Genomic DNA, 25245 nt, shown 5'->3' with positions numbered 1-25245 from the left:
TTCATTAAGAAAATATTTTCCCAGTATCAATATATTTAAAGTTAATCGTATAAGTATTATTCCAATGCCAATTTATTTCCTGACTTGTTGTGATGATAATAGAGCTCACAGTTTTATCATTTAATTTGTTATCCTTCTCATAGAGCATTGAAAATTCATCAGTATTTTCAATGAGTGGTGTGAGAAGAAAAGTAGATCTCGCCATATTTGCAACGAGCCGATATTGTTTTGTAGTTCCATTTTTTAGTTGCAAAGTAATTTGTAATTGTTGTGGCCTAAAGAAAATAGTTGCTAGAGCCCCCCATATAGTTGGTTTCAAATTAATCTCAACAAAGAGCAGTTGTTTTTTCGGTAGTCTTACATGCTCACCTAAAACGTGAAATTCTTTTTTTAATAACGTTAAGTTGACTTGATGAGGATGTTTCTTTTTATGAAGGAACAGAAAATTACTCGTCAACAGAGTTGGCTTATAATTAACCAGTAATAAGGGCCAGCTTGCCCCATCCTCTAATGAAGGAACGCGTTGATCAATTGGTTCGATTTTGAAAATAATGTTATCCGGATTATTTGTCCCTTGAAGATGCTTTTTATTTTTTTCAGCTAAGCCTGGATTAAAAACAGAATAACTCTGAAATATTGGACGTGGGGACCAAATATTTTGCGAAGAGATTAAGTACGATTGATCATATGAGTAAATGTCAGTAGTACCTTGTAACCGAGGAAAGGCTGTTTGATCGCGTAAGAAGTTCACCGTAAACAGAAAGTTTTTTTTAAGCCAATCAGGATCCTGTATTCTACTTTTTAGACCATGCCATGCTGAGGAATAAGAAGAGATGAAGTTATCTCGAAGTGATATACCTGTATAGTGACTATTAATGTAATACCAACTATTTAATGAGACAAGAATAAGTAGCGCATTGACCCGGGAGTTAAAAATAAAGGGTAAAAATAGCGTTGCGAGCAAAGCAGAGGTGCCAGGTATAAAGGCATGTCCCACATGACGGGTAAAACCGGTTTTAAAAGAAACAAACAAAAACACAAAATAAATTCCCAGTAAGAATATTTTCGCACCAATTGTTATTTTTTTTTGCCATGAAATGGCTAGGAGAATTAATAAGCAAGTAAATAAATATAAAATGACCTCATTCGCATTTCCATTAGTAGACATCGCTTCTGTAAAACCTGATGCTATCCACACTGTGCTTATTAGGTAGGCAGGTAAGGAGGAGAGGTGTTGTCCTGCCATAAGCCAAAAAAAAATGATTGACACTGTAGGAGATGCGAGACAAATGAATGCTAGTTTTTTTTCATTATTGGTGAGGAAAAAGATAAAACACAAAATGAGCATGAGCATACACAGAATGAGCATGGAGCCCTTGATGAGCACAAGTAAGCCGAATGGAGCGAACAGAAAAAAAACAAGCAATAAAAGATAAATATTGGCGAGCATAGCGCGATTTTCAATGAATATAATTTGATAACTTATTAGTCCTGCAAGTAATGGGTATGAAAAAAATAAAGAGTCACGAGCATAAATCATACCCAGAAACGGAACGCAATAAATAAGAAACCAGTACCATGGTTTTCTTCTCATTAAAAAAAGTAGGCAAATCCAGTAAGAAATTGCTAGGCTAAGACAGCCAGAAATCATTAAAAAATCCGTAGCTGGATGATACGCTTTTGTGTATAAAGACGAATAGGGACCTAGGGTAAATATAATGTCCTTACCAAATGCTAACCCTTGAGCCACTGCTTGATTTAGACCAAGAGCCCATGAAGGATCAATTCCTGGTGCCGGCATTTTAGGAGAGAAAGGGATGAACATACACATGATAATGAGTAGCAGCATCAGCTTACTTAGAAAATCAAAGAGCATATTTGTTTTTCTAAGTACAATTGTCCTTGGTGTATGGCTCAATTAAGCATTCCCTAGTTTAAATTTTAGGGTAGTGTAACTTATTTTTTAATTAGAGGGTAAGTTGGTGCTTAGGGGATTACTCTATATGTTCAATACATAGCCTAGGGTATTGTCGTTAACGGTTAAAATTAGAAAAGTAACGTTAAGCCTAATGAAACGGTATTAGATATATCTGGCGTAGTACTTTCATCCTCTAGTATTCTAAACGCCCCATAATTGTGCTCGTTTTCATATTCAACATACATACTCACTCCAGGTATAAGGCGATAATAAGGTCGTATGGTATAGCGCATTTGATTTAAACCACTACCAATCTGCGCGTTAAGGATGGTTTTAGTTGCTAAAATGCTGCGAACTCCTGTTCTGATTAAAAAATTATTGGTAATTTGTGTATCTCGCGATAATTCGATATCAAATTTAACATTACCACCATAAAAGTAGGTCCTGATATCGGTATCAATAAAAAATGGCATTAATCCTTCCAGACCAATACCGGCCTGCCAATACGGCTGACTGGCAGGCCGGTTAAAATAGTTTGCTCCGCCTTTAATAGCCCAAAATTGACTGATTAAATGCCAGTAAAAGATATCAATATCTGCGTTTTCTACTACGCCTTTATAAATTTCAGCATCCTTGGTAAATAGTTCTAGTTTATTATAATCGGGACCATATAGGCCTTTATAGGTAAGGCGTTGCGAATTGTGGATAGGATCAGCGCCTACATCTAGATAAGTTGCTAACCAAAAACCTGCGCCATGAGCCATGGGGTGCTTTACTAAATGCAAGTTAATCGGCTTAATTGCCTCGTCGACCCGCATTATGGGGCGATTGTAATAAGGAGTGTTTTTAACAATATCTTCTGGTTTGGTTTTGCCTTCCGCTATTTCGATGATGGTTGTGTATTGAAATACTCGGTTCATTCCAGTCATCATATGATAAAGCATATGACAATGAAAAAACCATTGACCACTCGCATCGGTATCTACATCTGCAGTTATGGTTCCTCCTGGGGGGATGTCCAGCGTATGTTTCAGCGGATCAAAAGCATCTTTTCCTGTACGTAAAATAAACCAATGGCCGTGTATGTGCATGGGATGATGCATCATTGATGGATTAGTAAATACAAAACGATAACGTTTACCTGGTTTTAAAGGAATCGGTTTCGCTTTATAACCAGGTACTCCATTGACAAACCAAATAAACTGCCCCATATAGCCAAACAACTCTAAATTAATTAACCCCTCTACAGGTATATTGGGATCATTAGTCGGAATCGCAGCGGTTAAATCGCGATACTTGGTTTCCAACGAGGTTTTATAGGATGAGCTGGATGGGGCTATAGTATCTTTAAGTCGAGTTGGCTCAGTAGGCATTTGCATATTCATGGAGTGGTCCATATGCATGCTGTGATCCATTTGCATTGAGTGCATGTTCATTGAAGGCTGCGAAGTGCTTTGCTGTTGTTGGCTTACAGGTAGGCTGCCTTGATGCATGCCACCCATCATGATGTTCATCATTTCTCTAGTCACCGGGATGGGCTCAGTAAGTGGTTTTACTTGTGTGTAATCGACAGTTTGATTGGGTGTTGTTTTTAACGCACCGTAGGCAACACCTACAGTATCTTTTGAGCCTGCATAAATGATATAAGGTTGATCTCTTTCTATTTTTACCAAAACGTCATAGGTTTCTGCAGGGGAAATGGATAACTCTTTAACAGAGTAAGGTTTGACGTCGTTGCCATCAGCCTGGATAACGCTCATGGCAGCATCCGATATTTTAATGCGGAAAATCGTACTGCTTCCTGCATCAATAAATCGTAAGCGAACGATGTCGCCCACTTTGACTGGAGCTGTCCATGGGGTGTCATTAGGATGGCCATTCATTAAAAATGCATCAAAAGCGACGTCGCTTATATCGTAAATGCTCATACGCATTTGTTGCATGCTCTTATAATCAGTAAGAAGACTTTTTCGTTCACTTTTTGACGCCTTTTGGTAATCATGGATAAATTTTGCCAAAGATGGTTGTAGTGGGAAACGAGGTGCATAAAAATCCCCGGATTTTTTAAGATTAGCTAAAACTTGTTCTGGTTTGGTATTAATCCAATCTGATAAAACGACGACATAATCTTTAGTGTAAGGGTAATGAGCAGGCTTTTTAGGATCAATCAAAAAAGCACCATACAAACCTTGCTGTTCCTCTAAACCGGAATGTGCATGATACCAATAGGTACCTGATTGTTTTAAAGTAAATTTGTAATGAAAAACACCACCTGGTGGAATTTCCGTTTGCGCAACACCTTCTACACCATCCATTTGCCAAGGAACCAAAACACCATGCCAATGTATGGCTGTCCCTTTATCAAGATGGTTGTACACATTGATGGTCACCTGATCCCCTTCTTTAAAATGTAATGTGGGTGCAGGAATTTGATTATTTACCGCAATAGCTTTTGCTGATTTATTAGAGAAGTGCACTGTTTTATAAGCAATTTCTAAATTGACGACTTTATGTGCTGCAAAGGTAGAAAATGAGAATAAAAATGAAATCAAACAGAATAAAGTAAGTGGGTGATTTTTTTTATACTGAGAATTGTAAATATTTTTTAGCATCATGCATTCAATGGTTAAGGACTATTTTCTTAAGTTTTATTAGGGCATCTAAAACTCTATTCGCTGGAGCCAAAATGTTGTGATTTTGGAGTACTGACACACTCGCCATCCTGAGCATGTAATCAAACTAGCAAATTGTAAACTACCCCACAGAAACTAAGCATATTCGTTATTTAGAGTAATTTCTACTAGAGGTTTAGATAAGGTATATACCTAGTTACGGCAGCAAAGCGTTTCTACGCGAAAAAACTAGATTTTAACATAGCCAAATTAATAAGTTATTTGGGTATCTGGCTAATCTTGGTGATGCAGGTGGAATATTGGTTTTTAAAATGTTGGCATTTAAAACTCATCTTGAATAAGATATGAGTAAATTTTTCTGCTGACTTAACTAGCTATGTCACGAACTGAGCGATTATTAGACTTAATTCAGATATTAAGACGCCACCGTTTTCCCGTAAGCGGCATAGCACTTGCTCAAGAATTAGGAATTAGTCTCCGTACTTTATATCGAGATATCTCTATGCTGAAAGGGCAAGGAGCTCCAATCGAAGGGGAGGCTGGTATAGGATTTGTACTGCGTCCTGGATTTACTCTCCCGCCACTGATGTTTACAGCCGAAGAAATTGAGGCAATCGTACTTGGGTCGCGGTGGGTAATAGACCGAGCTGACACCCAACTTCAATTTGCTGCACAAAATGCTTTGGCTAAAATCGCAGCGGTGCTTCCAAATGAATTACGTGAGCAGTTAGAGCTCCCAGGGCTACTTATTGCACCAGGCCAGGTTGCGGAAAGTAAAGATTCTGATTTGATTTTAATTAGAAAAGCGATGCGATTGGAAAAAAAACTTCAATTAGGCTATCAAGATGTCAATGAACATGCATCACAACGAATGATTTGGCCATTAGCGCTGGGATTTTTTGATCAGGTCCGTATTCTTATTGCTTGGTGTGAGTTAAGACAAGATTTCCGACATTTTCGCACTGATCGTATTGTTGAAATAAGTTTACTTGAAATAGGTTATCCTGAGCGTCGCCAGGCTCTTTTGAAAAAATGGAAGAAGCTTGCCATGAATAAGTCGTGAAAGCTTAGGTAATTTGTAAGCGGATGAGTGCAGGGTAAATCTGGTTTTTTTGTCTTCATCCCTATGCATGTTAGGGTAATTCGTTAACAAAAATGGGCAGTGTAGGCTGGGCTGTAAGCCCAGCATCTGCGGAGTTCATTCGTACTCTCCAAAGTCCAATTAACACGTATCTTATCCATGCTATTTCTAAGAAAGAAATACTTCAGTGTCTTGTTACATGCTGGGCTTAGCAGCCAGCCTACGGTATTTAGCTTTTTTCAACGAATTACCTAACACATGACAGGACTACAAGAGTATCAATTTATTTTATAACGTCTGTTCATAATTTAATCTAGATTCGATTCTAAACGTGTTATCTCTGTGACAGCGCTCCAATCCTTGTTTTCCATATGGTGTGCCAAGGCGATTATGAACTTATCCTTGATAATATTGGCTATATCTGGAACTACGCCCGCCTGAGCAAAAGCTTGTTGGAATAGATTTAAATCTTTAAATCCACCCTTCATATCAAAATTTACGTCATCAAAATCACGTTCTTTAATCTTATCGACATAAAGCTGGAATGCAGGGTGTGCAAAAATAGAGTGGAAAAGGGTATTTAGTATACTGATATCAACCTGACTTTTCTCTGCAAATGCATAGAGCTCTCCCATAGCTTCAATGGCAGTAACTAGGAAGTAGTTCATGCATATTTTAATAACATTGGCTTGAAATGGTTGTGAGCCGGCATGAATTATTTTTATAGAGTAAGCAGAAAATATGGGTTTGCACTGTGCGATTGCATCTTCTTGGCCTGCAACAAGTGTTGTGAGTTCTCCTCGTGCTGCCGCTTTAGGAACGCCCAAAACATTAGCTGCAATATAGGTACTGTTATGCTTTTGATGAAGTTCTGCCAATTTCTTTGACGTTTCAGGTAGTATGGTTGATGTACCAACATGAATGGCTTTAGGTTGCATTAAATGCACAAAATGATTCACCGTTTCTAAAACAGCATGGTCATCTAGAAGACATGTAATAATGATTGTTGCATCTTTTACTGCATCTTCAAGGCTATTGGCCCCTTTAGCACCAGCATTAATTAAAGGTTGCATTTTTTCAGGGGTGCGATTGAACACGGTTAGATTGTATTTGGCTGCTAATAATCTTTGAGCTAAAACGGATCCCATTTTGCCGAGGCCAATCAACGTAATGTTCATAAGTTACTCCTTAACTAATTGATTTATTTTTTAAAGGATACTATAAAACACTACTTATAATCATATATTTAATGGACATATTATGCTTGGAGCATTTAAGCGAAAATTACATCAGATTGATATCCCGTCCTTTATATACGGTACTGCCTGGAAAGAAGAGGCTACTCAAGAATTAACCTTTCAGGCATTAAACAGCGGATTTGTTGGGATTGACACCGCAAATCAGCGTAAACACTATTTTGAAGAGGGTGTTGGGCAAGGGATTCAACAATTTTTAAAAGCTACGGGGAAAAGTCGCGATGACTTATTTTTACAAACAAAGTTTACATCTGCTTTTGGGCAGGATCATCGCAAACCCTATGATGAATCTGATTCATATAAAAACCAGGTAAGACAATCGTTTTTAAGCTCTCTCAATCACTTACAAACAGACTATCTTGATTCCTATATTCTTCACGGACCTTCTTATACTTCTGGCCTTGTTCAAAATGATTTAGATATTTGGTCGGCGATGGAAGAGATATATAATGAAGGAAAAATCAGAGCACTTGGTATTTCTAATGTAACTCTGGAGCAGCTCGAAGCGCTTTTTAACATTGCTTATGTGAAACCTTCATTTGTGCAAAATCGCTGTTTCGCCAGCAAGCAATGGGATTTTTCAATTCGAGAGTTTTGTAAAAAAAATGGAATAATTTATCAAGGATTTTCTTTGCTGACTGCAAACTTATCCTACTTACATACGGATAGGATGCATGAACTTGCAAAGCAATATAAAAAAACAATCCCACAAATTATTTTCCGTTTTGCATTGCAAATTGGCATGCTGCCATTGACTGGTACAAGTAATAAACAACATATGCAGGAAGATTTGGATGTTGATTCTTTTGAACTTTCATTAGACTCATTAAAACTCATAGAGGAAATTAATAAAGGGCAAACCTAGTTCCTGCTGACAAAAACTGTCACTAAAGCGGATTATACTCAAAACTCGTTTATGACAACTGCTGCCATGCCGACTCATGGCTATAAGCTCCAAAAGAGAGAATGATAATGGACAACACACCACAACTTGTTAAAGTAGAGGCATTTACCGTGATGGGATTGAGTGAACGCACAAAAAATTCCAATGAATTTAATCCCGAAACAGCAAAGTTACCTGCGCTTTGGAAAAGATTTTACGAGTCACAAATACCGTTAAATCCAGTTTCATCAATTTATGGAGTCTATTCTGCTTATGATGCAGATCATAATGGAGCGTATACTGTCACTGCTGGAGTAGCGACTCATAATTCAGTAATAGCTGATAATTTTGATAAGATCACGATACAAGAGGGCGACTATCTTATTTTTAAAAATTCAGGCCCAATGCCTAAAGCGATCATCGAAGCTTGGCAAGCCGTTTGGCATTATTTCGACACTCAATCCTCTGTTTCAAGAGCATATAAGACTGATTTTGAGGTGTATATGGGACAAGAAGAATGTGCAATTTATATTGGTATTAAAAAATAAGTGGTGTTTAATATCTGTATGCTGTGATTTGTTCCTTAGAATGATGCTCCGGACTTGAGAGTTTTAAACACATTTGTATCATTAAAGTCAACTTGATTGCTTTTTACATCCTTCTATGATATTCATTTTGTTCCAAAAATGATCGGAGTATTTATGATTATTGCAGTTTTTTCGCTGGGGCAATTTGTCTCTTCAAAACTCGATGTATTAAAAACAGGGTTTCAAGAGTGGTTTGCAAGCCAAAAAAAAGATGATAAAGAGGCTGCGGTTTCAGGTGAGGATGTCTGGAAATGGATGGCTGCGAATTTGGCACCTTTAAGAATTGGGGCGATTACACTTAAGCAATTTTGTGACCAATTTAATGCGCATTTCAAAGTAAATATGTCGTTTAGTGATTTTGGTAAAATTTTTAATTCGATGTGTACTCTGGATAAAACTTCTTTAGAGCGAGTAGCCAAGTTTAAAGAATTTTTAGATAAGCATGATGATGTTAAGTTTGTGCTGGTATCTCATACCAATTACCCTCATTTGCATTACATTTTATCGCAGTTGCAAAAATCAATTCCAGGAGGAGAAGCTGCGATTATTAGCGATGAGAAGTGGTCAGCGGATGAAAGAATTTTGTTTGCCCCATCCATGACTTCAAAATGCACTGAGCATCCTGATACGCTGAAGTATGCGTTGAAAAAACTTAAAGTAGGCGAAGATGATCTGGTTATTTCCTTCTTAAATACCATCAAGGAATTCGCACATCCTGATTTCAAATATGTTGATCCAGGAAAAGAGCTAGAAAAAGTTGTGGAGACTGTTGAAGGCGCGCTAAAATTAAAAAGTGCAGTTACTCTGAGTGTATAATTGCTCAAGGATAATAATCTGCACTGAAATGTACTTGTAGCCTGGGTCGAGGACCGAAACCCGGGTTTCATTGCGTTGCACCCAGGCAACATGACTGGATAGTACTCATAATGCTCATTATCTTACGCAATCGATAAGAGCAGACCTCCCTCAACTCGAACAGCAGCGCCATTAGTTGCTGAAGATAGAGGGCTAGATAAGAATGCAACCATGTTCGCAATTTCTTCAGTAGTAGCAAATCGTTTGATTAATGAAGTAGGCCTTAAATTTTCAAAAAACTCTTTTTCAACTTGTTTTGCTGTTTTGTTTTGTTGTTTTCCAAGATCATTTACAAATTGGCTAACACCTTCGCTGCTCGTCGGTCCTGGAAGAACGGAGTTGACTGTGACGTGTGTCCCTTTGGTGAGCTCAGCCATACCTCGAGCAATTGAAAGTTGTGCTGTTTTGCTCATCCCATAATGAATCATCTCTTTAGGAATTTGTAATGCAGATTCACTGGAAATAAAAATGATTCTGCCCCAATTTTGTTTTAGCATGGGTACCAAGTAATGACGGCTTAGACGAACGCCACTCATCACGTTGATTTCAAACATCTGTAACCATTCTTCATCTGAGATATCAACAAAAGGTTTGGCATTGTAAATACCCGCGTTATTGATAAGAATATCAACTGAAGGAATTTGTTTCATTAACTCGTCTATCTCATTTTTTTTACTGAGATCAGCTCGTGCCGCAATTAAATGTGCTTCGGGGTTATTTGCTTTGATTTGTTGTATTGCTTGGGTCACTCTATCTTGTGAACGTCCATTTATGGCCACAGTTGCACCTTCATGAGCTAATATTTGGGCAATTGCAAAACCTATACCTGTGGTGGAGCCAGTTACTAAAGCCGATTTACCTTTAAGTTTTAGATCCATGATTTATTCCTTGAAATCAAAATGTATTAAAGAGCCAGTTTGCGTTATTTAATAAAATAGCTTAGCAAATATTTCTTTATTTTTAATCTATTTTTTTATAATTAGGAATATATTTAAATCTCAATACTCGTAGGAGGTGAGTAGAAGGGATCTTCCTCTTTTTTTCTCAAGCCATCAAGTTCTCTTTTCATGGCACTTTGGTTTTCACGTTTATCAGTATTCAGTACTTCTTCTTCTTCCTTTTCTTCTTCATTGATCACTCCGTCTGTCTCACTTTTTAATGGGGTATTAACCAGCTCTTTAAGTTTTCTTTTCATATCATGCATTTCAGATTGGAGAGATTCTCGTGAAGAAATATCACGACCTGCTTTAAATGTAGCCCAGCCACTGGACATCCCAATGTCTAGTTTTTTTCCAGATAAAACATATAAAATTGCACCGGCAAAGGCTTTCATTAAGCCTCCTAGAACATGTAACTCTGGATGAGCAATAGAAAGATTTTTACGGAGTTCTTTATAGCATTTATAATTTTCTTCTGTTCGGGCTTCAGGATGTATTGCTATAGTAGTCGTCCTAGAGACTGTCTCCAATAATAAACGTTTGCCACTCACGCCTTTGGCTGAGTGATGCTCGAGTTTATGTAAAATAGCTTGTCCCTCCTTGATCCACGGATCATCGGGGTTTGCATTAGATCGCTCCTCTAATTCTGCTCTACATTCTACTATACGTTGTTTTAATAATTTCGCGACCCGGTTGTGAGGGCAATTAAAATCCCTCCACTCGATGAGCCAGGATTTATCTTTATCTGCTTGTAGTTGTGCATGATTTTGAGTGACATAGGCATCAACGGCATTCCATATTAATTTTATATGATGATTCATGCCGCGGCCTTTAACCATTGCTGGTGCAGCATGTAATGCCTGATCGAACTCTTTGCGGCTCATTGGTATTTTTACCTTCCCTGCTTGTATTTGTTGCTCCGTTAATGGTTCAAATGATTTAACTAAATTATAATAAGCAGAGGCGACACCACCCCGGTCAATTGCATCTTTACAAGTAAAGTTGATGCTCTTAGGTTGTAAGGAGCTAATAATATGGTTTGTAAGCTCATATTTTAGAAAATGAAACCAGACCGCCTGTCGTTGGGCATCGGATAATTTTGTTTTTTTATCATAGCCTAATGCTTTGAAACTCTTCTCAATTAATGAATTTAGAATTTCTTCTTCGCTCTCACGACTGTATTTGCCGTTTTCTCCACGAAATATTTTTTCGCGAATTCGTTCACTGATGTGAAAATCTTTTATTTCTGGTAGAGCGGGAGGGGTGTGACCACCGTTTGCTGTAACAAGCGACTTAACTTGCTCATCAGAAAGATGTAATTCAGTAGCCTCATCATCTTTAATGTCATGGAGTTTTTTATCAAATTGAGAAAAATCATTAACCGGTACTTCTTCAGATTTCCCATCTGCTTTAATATAAAATAGTGTTTTGCTGTCACTATTATTGATATATATATAGCTTCCTTTATATTTTGTCAGATCATCTGGTAATTTATCCATCAAGCGTAGGTCACGCCCCCCAGGAGATTCCTGTGCGATGCGTAAAAACTCTTCTTTCACATCATCAATATTATGTTTTTTCTTGGTACGAGCATAGGAATCTTTGCTCATGAGCCCCTTATCAGCAGGAAGCGTTATTACTGCGATATTTTTATGGCCATGTAACATGCCATTTTCATTATGTAATTCAAGTTCTTCTAACTTCTCGGTTAACGCTTTTTCTTTTAATCCTTCGGGATCTGTTCGATCTCGACCCAAGAAATTAAAATACACATGCGTTATTCTATCTTCATCTTTCTCTACCTTAGTTGGTACCTTCCCAGCATTTTCCTGTTGTGTAGCACGCTCTTTTTTAATCTTTTCTAACCTATCTTCTTCTTCCCGATCTTGGATATCCAAAAATAGTTCAAATAAGGGACTAATACGAGCCTCACCATGATGGCGTTGTCCTTGAGTACCAAAGCGATATTCAATGGGATCATCGTCTGACTTATATTTATAATGCCTTACTGTGGATAAACTGGTTCCATGTTGCGGTTTATAATTATTAGACATCATTGCCAAAAAGCGTCCTTGACGCGAACCTTCATATGCAGGTGAGTTAGACTCACGATTGACACGTTTTCCTTCATCACTCACATAATGCGAAATAGAATGCTCAATTTTTGGGGATCTTGGTGTTTGATGTAAGGGAATATCTTTAATATGCTCAAAAGTTGTTTCTAAAATATGATTATCATTAGCATAAAGAGATTTGATAAATTCATCTAGAGCAGCGGCTTCTTTCTGAAGTTCTATAGCCCTTAAGTTCATTGCTTGCTTAAAAGTTCTTCCTTCGAAATTTTCATTTGGGCTTATTTCATTAATCGCTTTTATCCGAGGCAAAATACCGCGCTCTTTTAGAGCTAATGGAAAGATAGGTGATGTGGATGTGATTGGCTGGAATAGCTTAATTCTTTCCGCATCAGCAAGTAGCTTTTGCCTGAGGTCATAGTAAATTGTCTGAGTATTTTCCTCGAGCCAATCAAAAAGTTTGGTGTAAAGATCGGCGTAGGGGTAGTTTTCATCATTATTTTCATTATTTTCATCTTTTGTAACATAGTGTGTTCTAAATTTGATGTATACAGGGTCAGCTTCCGGATCTGCTGAGTTGTCTTGAAGTTGCTGCAAACCCGCAACAATTTCAGGTGGAAGCAAATTGAGTGTCAATAACGCACGCGGGACTTTAAGATTGGTTAAGTAATGAAAGCAGTTTTCATTATGCAGCTTATCACTGGTTATTGACTTAGTTATTTCTTTTTTAGAACCAGACATTAGATATCTCGAGTAACTAATTAAATACCTTATCGTTATTTATATTCTAGTTGAGTTTCCTTAAAAAAATATGAAAGGAAGGTGCTTTTTTTATATCATTCTGCCGTTATTTATCAAAAGGATAAAAAAATGTTGCTTCATGTTTGTTATAAAACATGTTGGTAATAAAAGAACTAGGTATCTTTTGAAATTGTTTGATTGTAGATAACTCAACTTTACCCTGTAATTTTATAGTAAAAATCATTTGTTTCGCTTTTTCAGACTCAATCCACTTCATAATGAGTGCATAAGCGCGATCGGGGTAACATGCAACATCAGACAAGACCCAATCGTAGTTTTGCTCCAATTTCGCAGGCTCAATAGAGAAAGCGCTTTGTTGCAGGTAGGAGATGTTGGGTAGTTTTGCTATTTTAGGGTCTAATAACGCTTTATCAACTGCGGTGACTGATGCACCTAATGACTGCATGACATAAGTCCATCCTCCAGGAGAAGCCCCTAAATCGAGAGCCTTATCGCCTGATTGGGGATACTTTCCCAAAATTGTAAGTGCTTCCCACAATTTTAAATAGGCTCGATTCGGGGGATTTATTTTGTCTTCAATAAAATAGCATGCTCCCTGCGGCCATTTTTTTTGACGAGTAGCGCTATAGATTAATGTATTTTTATCTAGTAAACCAAACGCGCCTATCGAGGGAATTTCAGTCTCAAGTGGAAAATGACGCATGAGTTGGGGCGTGTTACGCAATTGTTCTTCGATTAATCGCGAGCGTCTTATATGAGAAATGGGATGTAAGTACCAGAATTTTCCCGCTTGACGTAGAATTCTTACCGCTTCAGAGATGGATTGAAATGGTACTACTTGTGGTTCTAACCAAATATCTTGTGCAAAGCACACATCCAAATTTTTGTGAGGTGAGCAAATCAAGTCTTCTGCAATAGATGAAAAATCACCTAATTCTTCAGAAAGCAGTGAAAGAAATTCAGGTTTCACGACATAAACTGCGGCAATTTTCTTATCCATGAGTTGAACCTAAAATAGGGTTTAAAAATGCGGTATCTTAACATTATGACTTTATAGGAAACGAGCCCTATCGCTAAAAATAGTAAATATAAGTTCTACAATAAATATACCGGGTATTCATTTGTACTATACTAGGCAAAATGGAGTTTTTCACATGCTAAAGGGAATTCAAAATGAAAAAGAAAACTGTTCTTATTACAGGCGCTCTTGCGGGGATTGGTAAAGCAACTGCTTTTGCTTTTGCCCATGAAGGTGCAAATGTTGTAATCTCCGGTCGTAAACAAGAAGTAGGGGAAGCTTTAGCAAAAGAGCTTCGTATTTTGGGAGGAGAAGTAGAGTTCATACAGGCTGATGTGCGTTATGAAAAGGATGTTAAAGCGCTCATCGAAGGTACAGTACAACGTTTTGGCCGTCTTGATGTTGCAGTCAACAATGCAGGAACAGAAGGAGTACCTGCTCCATTTGTAGAGGAATCTCTAGAAAATTATCATGCGACCTTTGATACAAATGTATTGGGTGTCTTTTTATGCATTAAATATCAACTCAAAGAGATGATACCACAAGGCTCTGGATGTATTATTAATCTTTCATCGATTGCAGGCCAAAAAGGATTTCCAGGTGCATCGATTTATTGCGCAACGAAACATGCAGTTGAAGCGTTTACAAAGGTTGCTGCGCTAGAAGCAGCTGCTGCCAACGTTCGTGTCAATGCTGTTGCCCCTGGTCCGATCAGTACAGATATGTTCGAACGTTTCACTGGTGATGAAGAGCATAAAGCGATGCTTCTTGAAATGGTGCCTTTGAAACGGGCAGGACATCCTGACGAAGTGGCCCAAACCATTGTCTTTTTAGCTTCAGATAAGGCATCTTATATTACCGGAAAAGTACTCGGAATCGATGGTGGGATGGCCTGATGGATTGTCATCTTCTGAGCAATTTATCGAGGGTATATTAGCACATTGTTTCTATATGGCATCATCCTGAGCTAGCACTTGTTATGCGCTACGCTAGGGATGATGTGCTCCATTTGGGTTCAGTCTAGCGGATCGTTAACAGCCCCTAATAAGCTTGATTTATATAATTATCCATCGCTTCAAGACCTAATGCTGCACCAAATTTTTGTGCAGCCGAGATAAAACTGCAAAAAGCGATTAACTCTGCAACTTCTGCCTCAGAAAAATGGTGTTTTAATCGGTCTATCTCATTTATATTTATAGATTCATGACTTATTGAGAATAGGTTAGCGAACCTCAATGCTTCACCGAGTCGCTCGTCTTGAGGATTTTGAGCTGGTGGTCCAGCTTTTGCCATGCAGTAATGGCATTGATTATTGAACGCTAAAGCACGTCTGATCTGCTCTAAAAAATCTGGATGAAATGTTTTACTCTTGAAAAAAGCCATTTCCAATTGTCCCCATAGGGTCAATATATCTGGGTTATGTCCTAAAAGTTGCTCGAAAGGGCTTACTCCACAGTTTGATAATCGGATGAATGACATAGTAATTAACCTTTGGATTTCAAATCACGATGTCAGAGTATATATAAATATTCGGGAGTGTACACATATCCTTATAGGTTAAGGTTTCGGCGTTAATTAAAATTAAACAAGATGGCTTGATTTATATAAGATATTGATTATTTTAATATTTTTATGGAAAAGACATGATGTCTTTTCCATAAAAAAATTGATTATTGCACGTAAACAGTACTTGCTGCTGGACCATCGTTACTTATGGCTTCAACAAAGAAAACTCTTTTTCCCACCTCTAACTTTGTGAAATCAAAGTCGATTACACTTTTACTGGTGAATCGAAGTCTTCTACCATCAATTGTTTCAATAAAACCATAATCAGCAACAGGAGCGATTTCGCGAATTAGTCCTTCAGGTGGGAGCTCGTGATATTTTACTTTTCCTCGTTGTTTCTCGACATATTTTTTTAGTTGTCGTGTCATTGCAAGAAAAGCATCTCTTATGGTGACATAGAGGTTTTCATGCGCGTGATTTTCTGCAAGATCACGATTTACCACCAGTTCTGCATGAGGAACAATAATATCGATACGGACATGATAAATTTTGCCTTTATTATGGTGTCGATGCGTTTCGAGACTTATTTTACAAATCATAATACGGTCAAAATACTTTCCTAATTTTTCAGCATGTTTGCGAGCGTTAGCTTCAACAGCTCGAGAATATTTTAAATTATTGAATTCTATTTTTATAGGAAAATGTACTGAATTGTTCATTGCTTGCTCCTTATATCACATACATCAATATTGTTTATTTAAGTTTATATTCTTTGTCGCGCCTCTTTTTTTTGTTGAAGCTTAACCACGTTAACTATTTGCCCCATTGTCTCAGTCAAAATTTCTATAAAATCATCTAGGGTGATTATGCCTATGAGTGTTTTGTCATAATTAATAACGGGTAAGCGACGGATTTTTGGGGAATGCATTATTTCTAGGGCATCAAAAAGGCTATCGTTTTCAAAAACGCAGCGAAATGGTTCTGTGAGAATGTCGCGGACTAGCAATGACTCAGGCTTCACTCCTGCTGCCATGACTTCAATGACTAAATCACGATCAGTAACAATGCCTATAGGTATTTTTTGGCTATCGTGTTCTTCAACCAAAACTAAGTCTCCAACATGGTAGGAGCGCATGAGCTCTGCAGCGTTCTTTACCGATTCATTGCCATTAATAACAACTACATTCCGGTTACAGTATTCGCCAACTCTCATCGAGGTCTCCCAAAATAATAGTTGTTTTTAGTATCTATTTTGTAAATAAAGCACTTTTTAGAAAAGAAGTACTTCATACATCACTTCGAACTACGAATTGACCACAGGACAACGAATGTTAAATTTTTGTTCACTGTTTTTAGTATAGTATATAAAAAACTATGCGCGGTTGTGCTGGCAGAGTTTAGCCCTTATTTTATACTGAAATAGAAGGGGTATATGGCTGACTTTTGGGGAGTTCAAAATAGAACAAGCACAGATTAATAAGTAAAAACAATATTGTTACACCTAAAGAAAAAAACAGATGCATATTCAATGTAATCAAAATAAATAAAATTAAAATCGAGCGCATTATTTCAATAATTAGAATTTTTTGTTTTCCATTGGCAGCTGCACCAAGAGTATAGAGGGTGTATATTATGAATGCGCCAATAAGCCAGGAACTTAGTGAGCTTGCTACAAATATAAATGAAAGATAGGTATATAAGACAATTGCAAGTGCCAAGTTGACTAGCATGTATAATTTGGGTGATTTGTCATTTTTGTGCTGAACAATTCGCTTCGGAATATTTTGATGCTTTTGTTGTAAACGATGAATTATCCATTCTGGGGGCATAAAAAGAGCACGGATGATATCCAATTTGTTTTTAAGGTTTTTTCCATAATACATTAAATCTTTAATCACTTTGATGTTCGCATATAAAGGGTTCCAGGAGTCTAAAGGTTCGGTGACTCCATATTCAGCCGGAGCAATTTCTGGTTCATACGTTCCAAAAAATTTATCCCAAATAATTAAGCTTCCTGCGTAATTTTTATCTATATATTGAGGGTTTTTACCGTGATGTACTCTATGGTGAGAAGGGGTGTTAAATATTTTTTCAAACCATCCCATTTTATTGATTGATTCAGTATGGATCCAAAATTGATAAATGGTATTGCATGAAGAGACGAGGATAAACATCCATGTTGGGAAACCAATTAAGGCAAGGGGAAGATAAAAAACCCAGGAGGTTAGCGTTTGCCAATAACCTTGCCTTAATGCAACCGATAAATTAAAAAGCTCGCTTTGATGATGAACAGAATGTCCTATCCAAAAAAAGTTGCATCGATGACTTGCTCGATGGTACCAGTAGTAACAAAAATCTACGCTCAGCCAGAGTATAATCCAGGAGCTAATCAAATGAGGATTGATAGAGAGAAGAGCATAGTGTTCAGATACATAATAATAACCGAAAATTACTAGGCCTCGTGCTGGCAATGAAGCAATTTGCTCAAATATACCGGTACTGAAATTATTTATGGAATCATTGAGCTGATAAGCTTCTGATTTTAGAAACCACTCAACAACTATTAAAATCAGGAATATTGGCGCAGCATATACAATTAAATTAATATCCATATCAATCTCTTAGCTTGGGCAGTCAAAGTATATAGCTTTATTTTCTTCTAATTATGCTTACCTTGTAAATGCTTATATTAATAATAATAACTTTGTTTTATTTAAGGACAAGGGTTTAAAAACTTACGGAGTTCAGAGCAAAAAATATCAATTTCTGATTCAGTATTATAATAATGCACCGAAGCACGGACCAATGCAGGCAAATTTCTTTTAATCATATCAAGTCGCGCGTATTCTTGTAGTGAAATTGAAACATTAATTCGCTTGCTGGTTAAATATCGTTGGATTTCTTGAGGACTTTTCTCTAATGAAGTAAACGTAACAATACCACATTGATGAACACCTAAATCGTGCAATTTTATTGAATTAATGGTGCACAAATTTTGACGTAGTAGCGTTGCTAATTGGCTGATTCGTTGCCAAATTAGCGGCAAACCAAGTTTTAAAGCATATTCAATAGCTGTCGCAAGTCCAATTTTTGCAGCAATATTTTGTTCCCAAGTTTCAAATCGATGCGCATCAGGACGTAGTAAATAATCATGATCACTAATCCATTGCGCAGAGTGTAAATCAATGAAAGGGGGATCGCTGTGTTCTGTAATTCTTTTGCTTGCATATAAAAACCCTGTACCACGCGGGCCACGTAAAAATTTTCGGCCAGTTGCGCAAAGAAAATCACAACCAATCTCTTGCACATCAACAAGAAGCTGTCCTACCGATTGTGTTGTATCAAGAAGGTAGGGGATATTATGTGCCTTGGCTATTTGACCAACCTCAACCGCAGGATTAATTAAACCGCCTTGTGTCGGTATATGAGTTATAGCAATTAATTTAACTCGTTTATCTATTTTTCTTTTTAGGTCGTCAAGATCTAATTGGCCTGATGAGTCATTGTGAATGACATCAATTGTAACTCCGGTGTGTTTCGCTTGATGTAAAAAAGCCAAATAGTTGCTTGCGTACTCTGAAACACAAGTTAATATTTTATCTCCGGGATTAAATTTAAAGCTGTAAAAGGCCATATCCCAAGCTCGAGTCGCATTGTCAAAAAAGGCAATTTCATCAGGCTGACAATGAATCAACAGTGCGGCATTTTCGTAAAATTTTTGTATTTTATTTGCTGCTTGTTGTGCTGCCTCATACCCACCAATTGTAGCCTCTAAATCAAGATGATTTTTTATTGCTTGGGTAACTGGAAGGGGAGATAATGCCGCCCCAGCATTATTGAAATGAACAACATGCTGACAGCCAGGGGTATCGCTTCTTATTTGTTCTATATTCAGTTGTTTCATATTTTTAAATTTTAAATATTTTTAGTCTGAGTAAGAGTTTCTCTTCAGTAATATGCCTCAAATCATAGTTGTAATAAGTTGCTCTCACTCTTATGTAATTCTAGAAATCGCATGTATTCTATTTCATATCCTATGCATGCTGGTAAATGAGCAACAGAACGGATGTTGTATTTAATGGGGGCTTCTTGTGATGCAATATCTAATTCTTGAGCATTTATAAAGCAATAATCAATCCCAAAATCTCTTGCCCCATAACCATCATTGGTCATTGAATCACCGACCATTAATATGGAGTCTTTGCTGATTGATTGTTTGCGCTTGTTAGTAATTTCTAGCAGAGCAATATTAAAGATTTCAACATTAGGTTTTGCTACACCCACTTCATCAGAAACAATATAACAGTCAAACCAATGATTTAATTCGAGCCGCTTTTGTTTTTTCCCTTGAACCTCAACAAAACCATTGGTAATAATGCCTAAAATATGTCCTTTTTGGTGTAAAAATTCAATAGCAGTTTTTACATTTGGTATCCAGTGGGCATGCAAGCACAGATTAACATCATACTCTTCTGCTACCTCTTGTGCAGACGCAGAACTATAGAGTTTTTGATTTAATTGTATAAATCGTAATAATCTCACTTCGCTTGGCCTGAGCGCATGTGTTTTAGCACCTACTTGATTCCATAGATGGGTATTAATTTCTTTATAAAGACGTTCAAAAACAGAGAATTCAATGGACGAGTAATATTTTTCATAAATATTTCTTAGCCCCATTCGTTGAGAGTGTGCAAAATCGATGAGCGTATCGTCTAGATCAAATAAAATAACTTGATAAGGCATATATGAGTCCTGTGATTTTTTACATCCAAAGATGCAAATACCAGTTCACTATACTATGACCCCAAAATAGAGAAATTAATCCACTGATACATAAAAATGGGCCAAAAGGAATCATGGTATCTTTGGATTTACTGTGTAATCGTAAATACAATAAACCAATAATTGTACCACTAATCGAGGAAAGAAGTAGAATTAATGGCAAAAAGACCCAGCCAAACCACGCCCCAAATGCAGCAAGTAATTTAAAATCACCATTACCCATACCTATTTTACCAGTACATAAATAAAATACCTTGATAAATAACCATAACCCAATATAGGCACCCGCTGCACTCAGTACTGCTTGAGGTAAAGGGGCAAATAGATTTTCAGTATTAGCAATAAGTCCTATCCATAATAAGCTCAAAGTCAGATTGTCTGGTAAAATTTGATGATCTATGTCAATGAAAACCAAGCAAATTAAGATCCAAATTGCAATCAGTACAAAAATGAGTTGTACAGTAAAACCAAAATGCCAACACGCATAGAGGGAAAGAATCATTGTGCCTAATTCAATTAGCGGATAACGAATAGAAATGGCACTTTTACATTGATAACAGCGGCCTCGCAAAAATAAATAGCTCAAAATGGGTATATTTTGCCAGGCTTTAACCATTGCTTTACATGAAGGGCAAAATGATCTTGGAAAAAATAAATTAATCGATTGTTCCTCTTCCTTGACTCCTGTCAATTCATTGTATTGTTGTTTCCATTCTCTTTCTAACATGATAGGTAAGCGATAAATAATAACATTAAGTAAACTACCTACGGCAAGAGAAAATAGGGCAACTACAACATACATAAACCAAGTATGATTGATGATTAGGTCATATATCATTCAATTGATCCCACACAAAATGTAGCCCAGGTGCAGCGCAGAGGAACTCGGGAAATTTACATTGGAAAAAACCCGGGTTCCGCTGCGCTGCACCCAGGCTACAACACAATCAGAGCCTAATTGAGCTGCCTTATATTGCAGTTCCCAGTTTGAAGATGGGTAAATACATTGCAACCACAAGACCGCCTACCAAGACACCTAAAATAACCATAATAACAGGTTCTAATAAACTACTCAGTGAATCGACAGCATTATCTACATCTTCTTCAAAAAAATCAGCAACCTTACCTAACATTTTTTCCAAGGCACCTGATTCTTCGCCAATGGCAACCATCTGAACTACCATATTAGGGAATAATTTCGTATTTTCCATAGCTTTATTCATTTGTTGGCCGGTAGATACTTCTTCCCGAATTTGGTCGGTGGCTTTCGAAAAAATGATATTTCCTGTAGCTCCTGCTACAGATTTGAGTGCCTCAACCAAAGGTAAACCCGCAGCAAAAGTAATCGAAAGCGTTCTTGCAAAACGTGCGATCGCAGCTTTCTCAATAATAGGCCCAATTACAGGTACTTTTAATAAAATTTTATCTATATTTTGTGCAAATTGAGAGGAGTGTTTTTTTGCATAAATAAAGGCATAAATACCGCCGCCTAATGCGCCAAAGACTAAATACCAATAGGACTGAAAGAATTTGGACATATTGACTACGGCTTGGGTCATAGCGGGTAGATCTGCACCAAAACCTTTAAATAGCGATTCAAATTGAGGAACAACAAAAATAAGTAAGCCGGTTGTAACAAGGAGCGCGACAACCATAATGGCCATAGGATAAGTTAAGGCTTTTTTAATTTTCTTTTTTATTGTTTCTATTTTTTCTTTATATGTGGCGACTTTATCGAGCATAATATCCAGAGACCCTGACTTTTCACCAGCATCCACCAGATTACAAAATAATTCATTAAAATGTGCTGGATGTTTATTCAATGCTTCGGAAAGGGTTAATCCGGTTTCAACATCACGTTTAATCGTTTCAATTAATTCTTTTAGTCGTTTATTTGATTGTCCTTTTGCTACAATATCAAAGGATTGTACTAAAGGTATTCCTGATTCGATCATTGTCGCTAATTGCCGGCTAAATACCGTAATATCTCCTGACTTTATTTTTTTACTTTTAAAATTGAGGAGAGGAGGACGTTTTTTAGCAATTTTGTTTACGACTACTCCCTGTCTGCGTAATTCTACTTTAGCTAAAGCAAGACTTCTGGCATCGATATCGCCATTTATTTTTTGACCAGCTTTATTAACACCTATGTAATGAAAGGTTAGGGTGATATTGGTATTTTTTTTCATTGTTTGCGTGGTTAGTCAACAGTTACCCGATTGACTTCCTCCATAGTTGTAATACCTTGTTTTACCTTCTCAAGTCCGGATTGATAAATGGTAATCATGCCTTCTTCCTGAGCAACTTTTAATATGTCCAAGGAGTTTCCTCCGGACATGATAACCTGGCCAAGTGTTTTGGTCATAGGCAATACTTCAAATAAACCTATTCTACCGCGGTATCCATTGGTACACTTAGCACATCCTCCTGCCTTGTATAATTGAATTCCTTCGATATCTGCTTCAGTAAAACCTAATTCCAACAAACTTGGTTTATTGAAGTCATCTCTTAATACTTTACAATGCTCACATAATTTTCGGGCTAAACGTTGCGCAATAATAAGCGTTACCGAGCTGGCTACATTAAATGTAGCAATGCCCATATTAACCAGACGATTAAGTGTTTCTGCGGCGCTGTTTGTGTGTAATGTTGAGAGTACCAAGTGTCCTGTTTGTGCTGCTTTAACTGCAATTTCAGCTGTTTCTAAATCGCGTATCTCCCCAACCATGATAATATCAGGGTCTTGACGCAGAAATGAGCGTAATGCATTGGAAAAGGTTAATCCCGCTTTAGGATTGATATTAACCTGATTGATCCCTGGTACTTTAATTTCAACGGGATCTTCTGCGGTGGAGATATTTACTTCTTTAGTATTGAGTATATTTAATGCGGTATATAAGGATACAGTTTTACCACTACCTGTGGGGCCTGTCACTAAAATCATTCCTTGAGGGCGCTCAATCGAATGAAGAAAATGCTCTTTTTGAACAGGGCTAAAACCTAAAGCTTCAATACCGAGTTTTGCTGAGCCTGGATCTAGAATACGCATAACAACTTTCTCACCTGAAGTTGTAGGGCAGGTGCTAACGCGAAAATCAATGGATCGAATTTTGGATATTCTCATTTTAAAACCGCCATCCTGGGGAACTCTTCTTTCTGAAATATCCAAGTTGGACATGATTTTTATACGTGCAGTAATGCGTGTGGACAAACTCCCTGGCGGTGTTGCAATTTCGTGTAAAATACCATCTTGTCGATAGCGTATACGATATTCTTTTTCATAAGGCTCAAAATGAATGTCAGATGCTCCTTGCTTAATGGCATCAAGAAGTATTTTATTAACGAATTTTACAATAGGGGCATCTTCTGTAAGTGATGGAGCATTTGATTCATGCTCTTCTTCCTCGTTAATAATAAGTCCATCAAATTCAGCTGTATCTCCACTAACAAACTCAGATAAGCCCTGAGTTTCCTGTATTGATAGTAAATGATCGATGAGTGCACTAAGTTTGTCGGCCTCTACGACAATGGCATGTGTATTAAGCCCAGTATGGAACTGAATTTCTTTCAAAGAAGCTTGTTTACTGGGATCATCTGTTGCTAAGTATAAATTATTGCCTCGGTAAAATAAGGGAACCATTGAGTGACGGCGAATAAGCTTCTCATTGACTAAGCTAATAGGAATTGAATCGGCCTCAATGCAGTCTAAATTAAGCATGGGGACGCCAAAATTATGGGACGCTGCAAGTGCAATTTGTGTGGCTGATAAAATATTATTTTTTACAAGATATTGAACTAAAGAAATTTTTTCTGCAGCAGCTTGCTTACAGAATTCAACTGCTTGAGGTCTATCTAACAGCTTCTCAAGAACAAATAACTGTCCTATTCCATGTAATTTTAATTCATCCGTTCCTAACATAGTCTCGATCAGCTTGTAATAATATTAACTATAGTTAATCCATTCAACAAAATCACGCGTTTCATTCAACATTTGTATCGTACGCATTGTGCCGGTTGGACGAAAACAATGCCCGAACAATCGCCTAATAATCCTTTATTTATAATGGTTTAAGATATTTAAACTCAAAAAAAGGAAAATGGATTGTATGTATGAGAAACTCGTTGTATTGTAGTTTAATTCAGGATTCATTATTTTAAAAGGCATTATTTTGTTGATTGAACGACAATTAAAGCAATATCGCGCCCTGAATAAATGGTTCCAATCGCCCCTGGGACTTTTTGCAGCTCATGAATTTTTAGTCAATCTTGAATCTGAAAGTGATTATTCACATGGCGATACATTGCTGCAATTGGGAAATTGCGGGGATAATATATGGTTGAAAAAATTCAATTATACTCATAAGTGGATTGCCTCTCCTTTTTCCTTAACTAATAAAGTCCAGGTTGAATGTGCTTTAAATCAACTTCCTCTGGACCGTAATAGTGTTGATTGTATTATTGTACCGCTTACACTTGAGCCATTCGCTAATAGTTTTAGTTTGATCGATGAAATTGACCGTATTCTTAATCCTATGGGGTTCGTCATTTTATTAAGCATTAACCCGTGGAGTTTGTGGGGTGGGGCAATAAAAACTGGCTTATTACACTGTTATAGTGATCAAAAAGTTAAAATGCGAACTCCATTTAACTTAAATCGTATTTTTTTACAAAGAGGGTATAGGCAGCATTCTCTAAGTAATTTTTGTTATATACCACCAGTTAATAGTCCATCATTAATCAAAAAATTTACTTTTTTGGACGAAATAGGCAAGATGCTTTGGCCTTTTCCTTCAGGCTTTTATTGTTATATTGCCCAAAAATATCAAGTAATCGAACCTAATTTACACTTTAAACCTGCTGAAGAGCCGATAAAAGATTATCAAGACACATTGCAGCCTGTTATTTTTTCTTCTCAAAACCGTAGTGCGCGCCAATTAGATAAAATTACATAATA

General features: G+C 37.2%; 21 protein-coding genes. 6 read left to right on the top strand and 15 right to left on the bottom strand.

Translation table 11 applies throughout. The features are described from left to right. Positions 1-4 precede the first annotated feature (4 nt). Positions 5-1918 carry a hypothetical protein gene (locus BGO44_RS08325; RefSeq protein ID WP_273197939.1) on the bottom strand — a complete coding sequence of 638 codons (1914 nt, stop codon included), beginning with the start codon at positions 1916-1918 and terminating at the stop codon, positions 5-7. A 128-nt stretch (positions 1919-2046) separates the two neighbouring features. Further along, positions 2047-4530: a multicopper oxidase domain-containing protein gene (locus tag BGO44_RS08320; protein ID WP_058510391.1), complete on the bottom strand. Its 2484-nt coding sequence runs from the start codon at positions 4528-4530 to the stop codon at positions 2047-2049. Between the two features lie 397 nt (positions 4531-4927). Between BGO44_RS08320 and BGO44_RS08315 the strand changes: the two genes are divergently transcribed. Next, positions 4928-5614 (top strand): helix-turn-helix transcriptional regulator, encoded by a 687-nt coding sequence (locus BGO44_RS08315; RefSeq protein WP_058510390.1) that lies wholly within the window; start codon positions 4928-4930, stop codon positions 5612-5614. 326 nt (positions 5615-5940) lie between these two features. Here the strand turns inward: BGO44_RS08315 and BGO44_RS08310 are convergent, their stop codons facing one another. Further along, positions 5941-6810 (bottom strand): NAD(P)-dependent oxidoreductase, encoded by an 870-nt coding sequence (locus BGO44_RS08310; protein WP_058510389.1) that lies wholly within the window; start codon positions 6808-6810, stop codon positions 5941-5943. Between the two features lie 82 nt (positions 6811-6892). Here BGO44_RS08310 and BGO44_RS08305 point away from each other — a divergent pair, with 82 nt between their 5' ends. From BGO44_RS08305 to BGO44_RS08295, 3 genes are all read left to right on the top strand, one after another. Beyond that, entirely contained in the window at positions 6893-7753 is an 861-nt protein-coding gene (locus tag BGO44_RS08305; RefSeq protein WP_273197938.1) for an aldo/keto reductase family protein, read from the top strand. A 107-nt stretch (positions 7754-7860) separates the two neighbouring features. After that, positions 7861-8319, top strand: coding sequence for a GyrI-like domain-containing protein (locus BGO44_RS08300; protein ID WP_273197937.1), 459 nt, complete (start codon positions 7861-7863; stop codon positions 8317-8319). 153 nt (positions 8320-8472) lie between these two features. Next, positions 8473-9174, top strand: a complete 702-nt coding sequence (locus BGO44_RS08295; protein ID WP_058510386.1) for a hypothetical protein — start codon at positions 8473-8475, stop codon at positions 9172-9174. A gap of 122 nt (positions 9175-9296) precedes the next feature. Here BGO44_RS08295 and BGO44_RS08290 read toward each other — a convergent pair whose 3' ends face one another. The 3 genes from BGO44_RS08290 to BGO44_RS08280 form a co-directional block, all read right to left on the bottom strand. Beyond that, positions 9297-10091, bottom strand: a complete 795-nt coding sequence (locus tag BGO44_RS08290; protein ID WP_058510385.1) for an SDR family NAD(P)-dependent oxidoreductase — start codon at positions 10089-10091, stop codon at positions 9297-9299. A gap of 113 nt (positions 10092-10204) precedes the next feature. Continuing rightward, complete coding sequence (locus tag BGO44_RS08285; RefSeq protein WP_273197936.1) at positions 10205-12964, bottom strand: hypothetical protein; 2760 nt, start codon at positions 12962-12964, stop codon at positions 10205-10207. Positions 12965-13070: 106 nt separating this feature from the next. Continuing rightward, positions 13071-13985, bottom strand: a complete 915-nt coding sequence (locus BGO44_RS08280) for an SAM-dependent methyltransferase (protein WP_273197935.1) — start codon at positions 13983-13985, stop codon at positions 13071-13073. Between the two features lie 173 nt (positions 13986-14158). Here BGO44_RS08280 and BGO44_RS08275 point away from each other — a divergent pair, with 173 nt between their 5' ends. Then, on the top strand, positions 14159-14899 hold the full coding sequence (locus BGO44_RS08275) for an SDR family NAD(P)-dependent oxidoreductase (protein WP_058510382.1): 741 nt from the start codon (positions 14159-14161) through the stop codon (positions 14897-14899). A 145-nt stretch (positions 14900-15044) separates the two neighbouring features. Here the strand turns inward: BGO44_RS08275 and BGO44_RS08270 are convergent, their stop codons facing one another. From BGO44_RS08270 to pilB, 9 genes are all read right to left on the bottom strand, one after another. Further along, a complete protein-coding gene (locus tag BGO44_RS08270; protein ID WP_058510381.1) occupies positions 15045-15482 on the bottom strand; it encodes a carboxymuconolactone decarboxylase family protein in 438 nt (145 codons plus the stop codon). A gap of 191 nt (positions 15483-15673) precedes the next feature. Beyond that, the gene (locus BGO44_RS08265; protein WP_058510380.1) at positions 15674-16228 is read right to left on the bottom strand and encodes an HPF/RaiA family ribosome-associated protein; all 555 of its coding nucleotides are present in this window, start codon (positions 16226-16228) and stop codon (positions 15674-15676) included. Positions 16229-16272: 44 nt separating this feature from the next. Then, a complete protein-coding gene (locus tag BGO44_RS08260) occupies positions 16273-16722 on the bottom strand; it encodes a CBS domain-containing protein (protein WP_273197934.1) in 450 nt (149 codons plus the stop codon). A gap of 196 nt (positions 16723-16918) precedes the next feature. Beyond that, positions 16919-18121, bottom strand: coding sequence for a sterol desaturase family protein (locus BGO44_RS08255; protein WP_273197933.1), 1203 nt, complete (start codon positions 18119-18121; stop codon positions 16919-16921). 101 nt (positions 18122-18222) lie between these two features. Continuing rightward, positions 18223-19413 (bottom strand): aminotransferase class V-fold PLP-dependent enzyme, encoded by a 1191-nt coding sequence (locus BGO44_RS08250; RefSeq protein WP_273197932.1) that lies wholly within the window; start codon positions 19411-19413, stop codon positions 18223-18225. 62 nt (positions 19414-19475) lie between these two features. Continuing rightward, the gene (locus BGO44_RS08245; protein WP_273197930.1) at positions 19476-20252 is read right to left on the bottom strand and encodes an HAD family hydrolase; all 777 of its coding nucleotides are present in this window, start codon (positions 20250-20252) and stop codon (positions 19476-19478) included. Between the two features lie 19 nt (positions 20253-20271). Further along, positions 20272-21129, bottom strand: coding sequence for a prepilin peptidase (locus tag BGO44_RS08240; protein WP_273197928.1), 858 nt, complete (start codon positions 21127-21129; stop codon positions 20272-20274). Positions 21130-21259: 130 nt separating this feature from the next. Next, the gene (locus tag BGO44_RS08235; protein ID WP_273197927.1) at positions 21260-22480 is read right to left on the bottom strand and encodes a type II secretion system F family protein; all 1221 of its coding nucleotides are present in this window, start codon (positions 22478-22480) and stop codon (positions 21260-21262) included. A gap of 11 nt (positions 22481-22491) precedes the next feature. Beyond that, entirely contained in the window at positions 22492-24210 is a 1719-nt protein-coding gene (gene pilB, locus BGO44_RS08230) for a type IV-A pilus assembly ATPase PilB (protein WP_273197925.1), read from the bottom strand. A 250-nt stretch (positions 24211-24460) separates the two neighbouring features. On the opposite strand from pilB, the gene BGO44_RS08225 reads away from it, so the two are divergent. Then, positions 24461-25243: a methyltransferase domain-containing protein gene (locus BGO44_RS08225; protein ID WP_273197924.1), complete on the top strand. Its 783-nt coding sequence runs from the start codon at positions 24461-24463 to the stop codon at positions 25241-25243. The last annotated feature ends 2 nt before the right edge of the window (positions 25244-25245 follow it).

This window comes from Legionella sp. 39-23, assembly GCF_001897665.1.
Lineage (GTDB): Bacteria > Pseudomonadota > Gammaproteobacteria > Legionellales > Legionellaceae > Legionella > Legionella steelei.
Note: the sequence above shows the minus strand (reverse complement) of the source record. Positions and strands in the feature narration are given on the sequence as shown.